This is a genomic window from Mesorhizobium sp. M1A.F.Ca.ET.072.01.1.1 (assembly GCF_004023325.1).
Classification (GTDB): Bacteria; Pseudomonadota; Alphaproteobacteria; order Rhizobiales; family Rhizobiaceae; genus Mesorhizobium.
On sequence record NZ_RZSF01000235.1, the window covers coordinates 1 to 10,988 of the forward strand.

The following is a 10,988-nucleotide window of genomic DNA, read 5'->3' on the forward strand; positions in this document are numbered from 1 at the left end:
CGCCCTGATCGAGGCCGGGATCGCCACCGAGATCCTCGAGCGCGAGGGGCGGCTGGCCGAGCCCTGGCACCACCGCCATGAGAACCTGCATCTCAACACGCATCGCGACCTCTCAACGCTGCCCGGCGTTTCATTTCCGCAAGGCACGCCCGCCTTTCCGCACCGCAGCGCGGTGATCCGCCTGTTCAACGACTTCGCCCAGACGCACCGGCTGCCGATCGCCTTCGGCGTCGTCGTCGAGGAAATCGATTTCCGCGGCGATCACTGGCTGCTGAAGACCAGCACGGGACCGCGAGCGGCGCTCCACGTGGTGATCGCCACCGGGCGCGACCGACAACCCTTTATCCCGGCCTGGAAAGGCATGAAGGATTTTTCGGGCAAGATCGTCCATTCGGCGCATTTCGGCCGGGCGAGCGACTATGCCGGGAAAAAAGTGCTGGTGGTCGGCGCCGGCAATTCCGGCTTCGACGCGCTCAACCATCTTTCCGGGGTCGAGACCGGGCAGATGTGGCTCTCGGCGCGCAACGGGCCGTCGCTGCTGCCCAAGCGCATCGGCAAGATCGCCGTGCATCGTTTCTCGCCCGTCATGGCGAGACTGCCTGCCCGGCTCGCCGATGCGGTGATGGCGGCGACGCAGCGGCTGGTCTTCGGCGATCTCGGGAAGTACGGCCTGCCCCCCGCCCCGTCGGGCGGCGCCAGCCGCCTCGGCTCGGACTATACGGCGATCGCCGCCGATGACGGTGCGGTCGACGCGATCAAGGCCGGCCGCATCATCGTCGTGCCGCAGGTCAAGGAATTCAGGCACGACGGCGTCGTTCTCGAAAGCGGCCAGTCGATCGCGCCTGACATCGTCATTGCCGCCACCGGCTACCGCACCGGGCTGGAGGCGATGGTGGGCAGGCTCGGCGTGCTCGATGCCAAGGGAGTGCCGCTGTTCAACGGCCCGGCGAACGACCCGAAACTGCCCGGCCTCTGGTTCACCGGCATGCGGCCGAGCATTCGCGGCTGCTTCGCCAATGCGCGCATCCAGGGCGCGGCGATCGCCGGCAGGATTGCCAAGCAAAGGCGCTGAGGCGCCAGTCTGCGCGCGAGGCTTCCGTTTTGGGCCGGCCGCGGAAGCTTTATATGCCGCGAGCGTCGGAGTACGGCGCGGCCTGGTAGGCACCTGATTTGGGATCGCGAATTGCCATTTGGCTCAAGCCGCTAGACGGGCGCCGCTCGCGGCTCGTCGGCGACACCAGCCGCCGCGCCGCAACGCGACAAGTCCTATTGCGAAACCGCGCAAAGCGCATATTGTCGAGCATGGTCTGGGATCGTACCCGGCGGTCGAAGGGGGCGATCGACGCGGTGCTGCGTTAAGCGGTTGGGTCAAGGACTCGATGCAGCAAGGGGCTATGAGTGTTACGGCCACAGGGCGCGGCCAGCGTGAGCAAGCCGACGGCGATATTGCCCGCGAGCAAACCGTCCTCTTTCGCCTCACCGACCGACTTTACCGCGCCCATGGCCTCGTCGAGATCTACGATGCGGCCCTCGATGCCATATGCGACGCCCTCGGTTCGTCGCGCGCCTCGATCCTGAGATTTGACAACCACGGCGTCATGAGCTTCGTCGCGTGGCGCTCACTGTCTGAAGAATACCGCAAGGCTGTCAACGGCCACACGCCGTGGACAACCGATCAGCGCGACGCCGAGCCCATCTTTGTCGAGGATATTCGTTTCAGCGGTGAATCTCAGCAACTCATCGACACGGTCCTCGGCGAAGGCATCGAAGCGCTGGCCTTTATCCCGCTTGCCAGCTCCCGCGAGCTCATCGGCAAGTTCATGGTCTACTACCCAGCACCCCATAGCTTCACCGATCGTGAACGCGAACTTGCGTTGACCATTGCCCGCCAGCTCGGGTTTGCGATCGAACGGGACCAGGCGGAAACCACTGCGGCGCGGCTGAGCGCGCTTGTCGCATCCTCGGACGACGCGATCATCGCGACGGATCCGGACGGCATCGTCACGGACTGGAACCGTGGCGCCGAGCGGCTCTACGGCTACCCCCGCGCGGAAATTGTCGGTCGTTCGCTCATGTTGTTGATACCGCCCGATCGCCGGAACGAGGACCGGGATATTCTGGCGCGCATTCGAGATGGAGAGCATGTCGAGCATTTCGAGACCGTTCGCCTGCGCAAGGACGGCAGTATCGTTCCCATCTCTTTGACCGTTTCCCCCATCGCGGACGCGTCGGGCGCAATTGTCGGTGCCTCCAAGATCGCCCGCGGCATCTCCGAGCGGCTGCGCGCGCAAGAGCAGCGGGAGATACTGCTCCGCGAGATGGACCACCGTGTGAAGAACCTCTTCGCCATCGCAAGCTCGATCGTCAAGCTGAGCGCTTCGGCCGCCGAAACGCCGGCGGCGCTCGCCTCGATCGTGTCTGACCGCCTCGGCGCCTTGGCGCGGGCGCATGCGCTGACGATGCTCACGTCTGGTGGCCGCTCTGCTCAGGTCTCCACGAGCCTGCATACATTGGTGAACGCGATCCTGGCGCCATACCGCCATGCGGCCGATGAGCATCCCCGCTTCGCGATCACCGGCATCGATATTCCCGTGCCCGCGGCAATGATCACGCCACTTTCCCTCCTGCTGCACGAATTCGCCACCAACGCCGCCAAACATGGCAGCCTCTCGGCGGCCGCCGGCTCAATAGAGATCGCTTGCGCCAATCGGGACGGCAAGGTGCTTATTCAATGGCGAGAGGTTGGAGGACCACCTCCCGTCGCAACCGAAGAAGAAGGTTTCGGGAGCCGCCTGGTCCGCGTCGCCGCGAGCCAGCTTGGCCAAGTCGAGCGAAACTGGGACCCGGCCGGCGTCACTATCGAAGTCACGCTTGACGGTGAAAGATTTTCTGCCTGACGACCAGAAGGCCGAGCTGAGGTGGGATCTCCTCGGCCGGGTCGACCAATCGAGCATGACAGTCGGGCTAGCTCAAGTCCCTAGCAGCGTCTTCGATCAGCTTGACAACCAAATTGCGAAACCTCTCGCCGGACCTGTTCCCTATATTTCCAACATCCTCAGCCACCATACCGGGTGAAGAAACCGAAACCTCCCCACTGACGTGAACGTTGACGGTGAATACCCTTCCGGCGGTGTTTTTCACTTCCGGCTTTCGGTAGATTCGAAACCGAACAGAGGGCGTCAGCGCTTTGTCACGGCCCCGCGGAGCGGTGTCTATGTCGATCGTCATCTCGCCCGACACTTCTGCCTTGGCCGCTACCAACGACGCAACAACGACATCGTCCAGCCAGGCCCTGGCTTGGGTGCCGAAATCCGGCACCGTGGCATTCGCATCCTCCTCTTCATGGCGAGGAGCTTTCTTGCCGCGCTCAAGGGCTTCTTTGAACTTAGCCACCTTATCGCCTCCGATTTGTCAGCCTATGAAGCGGTGCTCACAAGGGTCACCGCTCTGCCATCAACAAAACGCGTGCCATCGCAGTGCGTTGCAATGACCGCTAACAAGCCTTCGCGGCGCGGTTGATGGGTCGACGGGAGCAACACGCGAAACTTCGCTGGCAAGGCGCGTTCCTGGCTCGCCATCAGACGGCGCCGCCAGCAGGGCAAGACGCTGGATTGTCTTAGATCGCGCCGTCAGCGGCCATCGCAACGCGCATCGTCGAACGACCGCTGCTGGGTCGGCGACGATCGGGCGACCAGGGCTTTGTGCGCGCGTGGCCGCTTGCGCCCCCGCCCGGCAGCCAGGTGGTACCTCTTTATCAATGCTTCACCATAGGAACAGCGGTCCCGGAACCTTTCTGATTGCTGCGAACTTCTGGAATTCCATGAATCCCAAAATGAAGGACTTCGGCATGAAAGTCACTGCAGCAGGCATCGACCGCATCAAGATCGGCAACGCCGACGCGAGTGGCCAGGGCGCGCATTTTGTCGTTTGGCTTTATCTTCAGGTCGACGAAGGCGGCACACAAACCGGTCAGGAACTGGTGGTGTCAGTCCCGTACGACGCGCAGATGACGTTTGATGAAATCGCGACCCAGGCTTTCGAGAAGGCGCACGCCCTGCTTCTCGCCTGCTGCGAGATAGATAAGTCCATGTGGTGGAAACAGTTCAACCACAGCCTTGCGCCGCTGCCTGAGTGGACGCCCGGCGCGCAGTAGTGGGGGCGGGCTGATCGTGCTAAGCCTTGGCAATGAATGCCTCAGCCGGCCAATTCGGAAAGTTCGTCGGCCGCTTCCTCAAGACCTTGCGCCGCCGCTCGCTCGAGCCAAAGGCGGCCGACTGCCGGGTAGTGCTCTCCGGCCAGGCCCTTCGAGAAATATCGGCCGAGCATCAGTTGGGCCTGCCCGTGCCCACGCTCGGCCGCGGCCGCAAACCATTTCTGCGCCGCCACGTGATCGACCGGCAGTCCCTCGCCGGAGCTCTGCAGCGCGCCGAGAGCAAACATTGCGCCGGCATGGCCGTCGGCAGCAGCCCGTCGGAACAACTGTATTGCGGCTTCGGGAGAGCGTTTGCCTCCGCTCCCATTGAGCAGCATCTCAGCAAGTGCCACTTGCGCATCGAGCATGCCGCCTTCGGCCGCTTGGGCAAACCAGGCACGAGCCTGTTGCGCGTCGGCAGCCACGCCGCGCCCGTCCCTGAGAATGCGCGCATACATGTACTGAGCCTCGGCCACGCCTTCAGCCGCGCGCCTCAGCCATTGCGCGGCGCGAGTTTCATCCTGGTGCACGCCGACGCCTTTGGCGAAACACAGCCCGAGATTGAAGGCGGCGATAAGATCGCCCGATAATGCGGCTGCCTCGAACCACCCCGCTACGCTCGTGATATCGTCCGGCTCGCCGGCTCCCTGAAGAACAAGATTGGCCAGATCGACTTGCGCTGCCCGGTTCCCGCTGCTTGCGGCGGTGCGCAGCCAATGCGCCCCCTCTTGCTCGTCCCTGGCGACACCGTTTCCCGTCAGGTAGAGAGAGGCCAGCGCGCGAGCGGCGGCCTGGTGACCCCCCTCGGCCGCACGACGATACCAAATTGCCGCCTCTGAAAAGTCCGGCGGCCGGCTCTTCACGTTACGATCGCCGAGAAGATTCGCCGCCTCGAAATTGCCCGCCAATGCCGCACGCCGTATCCAGGCCTCTCCGGCCACAGGATCCTGATCGCCGAGGCTCCCGTCGATAAGCGCCAGACCCAATCGGAATTGGGCCGCAGGAAGCCCTTTCTCCGCAGCTGACTGGTATAATCGCGCCGCACCCGCAATGTCGCCTGCGACGCCGCGGCCGTGTTCGGTCAGGATCGCGAGAAGATAGATTGCCGTCGGCAAGCCAGCGTCCGCCGCCCGCCGGACCTCATCGGCAATCCTGGACCGGTCTGCCGACAAACCCCGCCGTGCCAGCGCCAGGGCAAAACCAAGGCTTCCTTCGGCGCAGCCGGCCGCGGCCGACCGCTCGTACCACCTGTAGGCAGCATCCGCATCGCGCATTGGTTCGGGACCGCTGGTCAGGATGTAGCCGAGGAGTGCCTGGCCGGTGGCGGAGCCCGCCTCGGCCGCCTTCGTGGCAAGGTCGAGCGCTGACGCAAAGTCTGGCTCGCTCGTGGTGTCCTCCACGAACAACCGTTCCGATTCGGAGCCCTTGTCAGCTTCGGCTGCCGCCATCCCGGTCACGTAGAGCGCGGCGAGGAGCGCCTGCGCATCAGCGCTCCCGTGATCCGCTGCTCGCCGCAGCCAGCGCGTCCCCTCTGCCCGGCTCGGCGGCACGCCGGAACCTTCGAGATAGCAACGCGCGACCCGATACTCGGCCTGGCCGATGCCCGCACGCGCAGCCGCGGCGAAGAGCGGAAAGGCCTCCGTGGGCTTGCCATTTTCAGAAAACTGGATCGCCCGGCGCAATGCTAGGGACGGGCTAGCCAAACCAGTCAGGCGATCCAGAATTGTCATCGAGGCCAGCCTTTGACTGCTCCGGTTCCTGTCGAGCTGCGGACTACGGCTCGCGCATCGCTTCCTGACCGATCGGGAGCATCACCCCAAGAATATATTTGAGCACCGTGCGCCGGCCGACCTGAACGTCGGCGGTCACCGGCATGCCGGGGGTGAGGGCAAACCCGGCGGGTACGTCATGCAGCGCGACCTGATCGATGGAAATGCGCGTCCGATAGAACGGTTCTGTGTTCGAGGGCAGCATTGCCAGCGAACTGTCTGGATCGCGGGCTTTCTCCTGAGCGGAGAAGGAATCCGGACTGAGCGTACGCACGGTGCCGTGAGCGAGGCCGTATTGCGAATAGGGGAAGGTGTCGAACTTGATGACGACGGGATCGCCGACGTGGACGAAGCCACTGCTTCGGCCGACGACATTTGTCTCGATCTCGAGCGGCGCCTTGGCGGGCACCAGCGTGATCAGGCGCTCGCCCGACTGCAGGACCGAGCCGACCGACACTTTTGCCACGGACTGGACAATGGCATCTCCTTCGCTTTTCAGCTCGACCAGTTGCTTGCGCAGCTTTGCCTTGTTGAAGAGCTCGCGAGCGTCGGACATGCGAGAGCTCGCCTCCGACAAACCTTGCGAGACTTCCGCGCGCCAGCCTTGAATGTAGCCGGCGCGATCGGCGGCCACCGCAGCCTGCTGGCGCCTGGCAGCTTCCGCCGTCTGCACGGCGTTGCCGAGCGCGCGCGACATTTCGGCCGAATTGTCCTCGGCTAGCAGGGTATTGAGGCGGCTCCCGACCTGCCTCTCTTCCAGCTGCTTGCGCATCTGTTCTATCGATGCCGCGACGGAGAGCCGCTGCCGGTAGCCAGCGGCATCAGATTGCGCGCGCGAGATCACCGAACTGAGTTCATCGCTTTGCCGATCGAAATTCTCCAGCTTGGCCTCGTAGACCGCCTTGCGGCGCTCGAAGATCGAGGCCTGCAGGGTCCAGCTGGGGTCGAGGCCGTCATAGTTGAACTCCTTGCCGTCGGCCTCCGCCTTCAACCGTGCCACTTCGGCCTCAAGCGTAGAGACCTGCATCGCCAGGGCCTGCAGGTCTGCTGAGGCGAAGGTCGAATCGAGGCGCGCAAGCAATTGGCCGGCCTGCACATGCTGCCCTTCGCGCACCTCGATCGAGCGGACGATCGCCGTCTCCAGCGGCTGCACTATGATGTTGGGCGATTGTGAAACCACGAGCCCCCTCGTCGTCACGACCTGGTCGACCGGTATCAGTCCGGCCACGGTGATCAAGACGATCACGAGGCTCGAAATCATCCATACGATGCCGCGCGCCGCCCGAGGAATCGGCGCATTCGAGACTGCTGTCGACGGCCACTGGAACTCGAGTATGGCCGGCGTCGTCGGATCGTTCGTTTTCGCTCGGCCCCAGCGAGCCTGGCGGACGGTGAGCGAGGTGCTACTCATGGCTTACCGGACCTCGTATCCAACTCATCTTTGGCGAGAACCACCATTTCAATCTCGATCCCGCTGCGGCACGGCATCATCAAACCAATCGCGACGGTACGGCCGCGGGCCGCCCGCCGCGGTTATCCAAATGTCGGTTCTGCTGCGACCACAGCTGACGATAGAGCGCGCATCGTTCGAGCAGGACGGTGTGCGAAGCGACATCGAGAACCTTGCCCTGCTCCATAACCAGGATCTGGTCGCAGTCGGTGAGCGAGGACAGCCGATGCGAGACGATGATCATGGTGCGGCCGCTGGCGATGCGCATGAGATTGGCACTGACGACCGCTTCGCTTTCCGGGTCGAGAGCACTGGTGGCTTCGTCGAGAATGAGGATGGTCGGATCGTGGATGAGGGCGCGCGCGATCGCCAGCCGTTGCTTTTGACCGCCCGAAAGGTTGGGCGAACCTTCCTCGATGTAAGTGTCGTATCCGTTCGGCATGCGTTCGATGAATTCTTCCGCGCCGGCCAGATGCGCGGCACGCATGGCATCGGACAGCGTCAGGCCGGCGCGCCCGGCGATGATGTTGTCGCGGATCGATCCGCGGAACAGGAAATTGTCCTGGAGGACCACGCCGAGCCCCTGGCGAAGGTGACGCAGGTTGATTTCCTTGAGGTCGACGCCGTCCAGCTTCAGGAACCCGCTGTAATCCCGGTTGATCCCCTGCAGCAGCCGCGCGATGGTCGATTTTCCCGACCCGCTCCGCCCGACAATGCCGAACATGGTCCCAGCCGGAATGTGGAAGCTGACACGGTCGAGGGCAGGCGTCTTGGTACCGATGTAGCTGAACGTCAGATCGCTGAACGCAACTTCGCCGAGGAGCCTTGGCCGCAGACCGAGGGAGTTCGAACTCGTCTCCAAGGGCCGGTTAAGGACGGATGCCGCCTCGCCGATTGCCGCCCCCACCTCCTCGTAATCTTCGATCAGCCGCACCAACCCGACCAGCGGTTGCGCGACGCGTTGGGAGATCATCATGAAGGCGAACAGACCGCCGACCATATAGCCGGAACTGTCGTTCATCGCGAGATAGGCGCCAATCAGCATGGTGCCGAGCACCATTACGCGTTCAATGGGCGTAACCAGGGTCTGCGGCCAGCTGGCGAACTGCCCGAAGGAGAGGCGCGCGCTTCCCGCCTCCGCCACCTGCTGGTCCCAAAGCGCCTTGCGTTGCGGCTCGAGCCCAAGCGCCTTCACGGTCTTTATGCCGACAACGGTTTCGCCCAGCGCCGCCGACTTCCAGGTCTCGGCCTCGATCACCCGCTGGTACCTTCGGCGCAGCGGCTTCAGGAAGGCAAGGATGATCAGCATGATCACCGCTGCGCAGGCAACGACGATCCAGGCAAGCGTCACGTTGATATAGAACATCACCGGCAGCAGCACGCAGAGGGTGATCAGATCCAGGAACGTGCCGAGCAGTTTGCCCGTCAGAAACTCGCGGATCCGATAGACCTGCGCGAGGTGGTACATTGTCTCGCCAGCGGGATGGCGCTCGAAATAGTCGAGCGGCAGGCGCAGCAGCCGGCTGAAAACGTGCAGCTGCAGCTTGGTGTCCAGGCGGGCTCCGACGACGTTGATGATCAGTCGCCGCGCGTGGCCCAGGAGCGTCTCGTATGCGAAGACGACAGCGACGATGGCCGACAAGAGTATCAGCGTCGAGACACTGTTGAATTGCAATACCTTGTTGACCACCGTCATGACGATGAGCGGCGGCAAAATGGTCAGAACGCTGAGTGTGAAGGAGGCGATGGCCACGTCGCGAAGCGGCCGGCTTTCGAGCCGCACCAGTTCGGCGATCCAGCGAAGGGTGAAAGGCGCATCCGCGGCAACATAGGATCGCGCGTTTCGCAGCAGCACCGCCTCGCCCGTCCACACCTGCGACAGGCGCAACTCGTCGACAGCGGTGGATGGACCATCGTCGGGCGCTTCCGGACTTTTGAGGAAGACCACGTTGCGCTCGGCGCTCGCCCCGGTGAGGAGACCGGCGCCGCCGTCGCTGAACAAGAGAACGACCGGTCCGGTATCTTGAAAGCGCAACAGGTGTGACCAGCGAACACGCACTGCCCGGGACCACATGCCGCCGTTCTGCGCCCATTCCGACAGGTCGGTAGCGCTTGGAAACGGGCCTGCGCTCGCTGCCCTGAATTCGTTCGGATCGAGCTCGATACCGTGATAGCGGGCGACCCGGAGCATCGCCTTGAGGCGCGGCCCGACCTGGTCGAACTCGGCGGGGCCACCGGGGCTCCGCCCCGTTTCGCTGGTGCCGCCGGGCATGCCGGTCGGGTCGGCCGCGGTCCCGGCACGCAGCTCCACAGGCTGGATTTCAGCACTCCCAGGAACGTTCACCATGGACTCGCCTTCGGGTAGGCAGGCGGTGGTTCGACATTGCCCGCGGCGGACCAGTCCCGCCGGAATCTCTGGTGGCGCTGATGATACTCCACGGCGGTCGGTCGCGCGAGCCCCTTAACCACTCGGAAAGGCCGAACGCGCAGGCCTTGCCTTTCGGTAAAGCCCGCGCGCCCGCTTCTCAGCTTTGGACCGGCTTCTATCGTCGTCTGTCCGGTCGCCATTCCTCTTCACTCATGCTCAGTCATGCGGCTTCAGAATGTCCTTCAGCGCCTTCTTCACCGTGTCGTCGCTGTTGGCGAAGCCGGCACCCTGCTTGTTCTGATCCGAGGTCAGGTCGGTGCTTGCACCCAACGGCTTGTTCTGGTTCTGACCAAATCCCCTGATCGTGGTGAGAACATTCAGGAGGTCGGTCGTCACCGAACCGGCGGCCTGGCTGACAAGCTGACGGAACGACGCATGGCTGACGGCATCACTGTCGGTCGAGCCGGATTGCAGGAACTGCGTCGTGTCCTTGAGCCCGAGCGAGTTGGCCGTGACCGCGGCGGTGCGATGGCCAGGCGAGCCATCGGCATCAGTGCCATCTTTGGGATGTCCCTTCCCAGGATTGCTGCTGTCGTTGTGGTCAGGATCATTGCCATGGCCGTTGTTGCCTTTGTCGCGATCACCGGTCTCGCCGCCGGGGCCGGTCGCTCCGGTCGGGCCCGTTGCGCCGCCCGGCCCAGTAGCACCCGTCGAGCCGGTTGCACCCGTTGCGCCGGTCGCTCCGGTCGCGCCAGTTGCTCCGGTAGCTCCAGTCGCACCGGTGGCTCCGGTCGCACCTGTCGAGCCGGTTGCTCCGGTTGCACCCGTAGCGCCGGTCGCTCCGGTCGAGCCGGTAGTTCCGGTCGCACCGGTCGAGCCCGTGGCACCCGTAGCGCCGGTCGCTCCAGTCGCGCCAGTTGCTCCGGTAGCTCCAGTCGCACCGGTGGCTCCGGTCGCACCGGTTGTTCCGGTCGAGCCCGTTGCTCCAGTCGCACCGGTGGCTCCGGTCGCACCTGTCGAGCCGGTTGCTCCGGTTGCACCCGTAGCGCCGGTCGCTCCGGTCGAGCCGGTTGCTCCGGTCGAGCCCGTTGCTCCGGTAGCTCCAGTCGCACCCGTTGCTCCAGTCGCACCCGTTGCTCCGGTCGAGCCCGTGGCACCCGTAGCGCCGGTCGCTCCAGTCGCGCCAGTTGCTCCAGTCGCACCGGTGGC

General features: G+C 64.2%; 7 protein-coding genes and 1 pseudogene. 3 read left to right on the plus strand and 5 right to left on the minus strand.

Features of this window, described 5'->3' with window-relative positions; genetic code table 11:
- Both EOA32_RS26040 and EOA32_RS26045 read left to right on the plus strand, forming a co-directional pair.
- Positions 1 to 1,072 (plus strand): NAD(P)/FAD-dependent oxidoreductase (locus EOA32_RS26040; RefSeq protein ID WP_145971352.1); only part of this gene is annotated, 1,072 nt, incomplete at its 5' end.
- 322 nt (positions 1,073 to 1,394) lie between these two features.
- On the plus strand, positions 1,395 to 2,897 hold the full coding sequence (locus tag EOA32_RS26045) for a PAS domain S-box protein (protein WP_189407364.1): 1,503 nt from the start codon (positions 1,395 to 1,397) through the stop codon (positions 2,895 to 2,897).
- 67 nt (positions 2,898 to 2,964) lie between these two features.
- Here the strand turns inward: EOA32_RS26045 and EOA32_RS26050 are convergent, their stop codons facing one another.
- Positions 2,965 to 3,393: a hypothetical protein gene (locus tag EOA32_RS26050; protein WP_066999225.1), complete on the minus strand. Its 429-nt coding sequence runs from the start codon at positions 3,391 to 3,393 to the stop codon at positions 2,965 to 2,967.
- A 439-nt stretch (positions 3,394 to 3,832) separates the two neighbouring features.
- Between EOA32_RS26050 and EOA32_RS26055 the strand changes: the two genes are divergently transcribed.
- Positions 3,833 to 4,153, plus strand: a complete 321-nt coding sequence (locus tag EOA32_RS26055; protein ID WP_128373245.1) for a hypothetical protein — start codon at positions 3,833 to 3,835, stop codon at positions 4,151 to 4,153.
- 41 nt (positions 4,154 to 4,194) lie between these two features.
- Here EOA32_RS26055 and EOA32_RS26060 read toward each other — a convergent pair whose 3' ends face one another.
- The 4 genes and pseudogenes from EOA32_RS26060 to EOA32_RS26075 form a co-directional block, all read right to left on the minus strand.
- Positions 4,195 to 5,922, minus strand: coding sequence for an SEL1-like repeat protein (locus EOA32_RS26060; RefSeq protein ID WP_128373246.1), 1,728 nt, complete (start codon positions 5,920 to 5,922; stop codon positions 4,195 to 4,197).
- Positions 5,923 to 5,965: 43 nt separating this feature from the next.
- Complete coding sequence (locus EOA32_RS26065; RefSeq protein ID WP_095828780.1) at positions 5,966 to 7,372, minus strand: HlyD family type I secretion periplasmic adaptor subunit; 1,407 nt, start codon at positions 7,370 to 7,372, stop codon at positions 5,966 to 5,968.
- 79 nt (positions 7,373 to 7,451) lie between these two features.
- Positions 7,452 to 9,758 carry a peptidase domain-containing ABC transporter gene (locus tag EOA32_RS26070; RefSeq protein WP_128373247.1) on the minus strand — a complete coding sequence of 769 codons (2,307 nt, stop codon included), beginning with the start codon at positions 9,756 to 9,758 and terminating at the stop codon, positions 7,452 to 7,454.
- A 237-nt stretch (positions 9,759 to 9,995) separates the two neighbouring features.
- Positions 9,996 to 10,988 (minus strand): annotated as a pseudogene (locus EOA32_RS26075) (hypothetical protein); the annotation flags it as partial.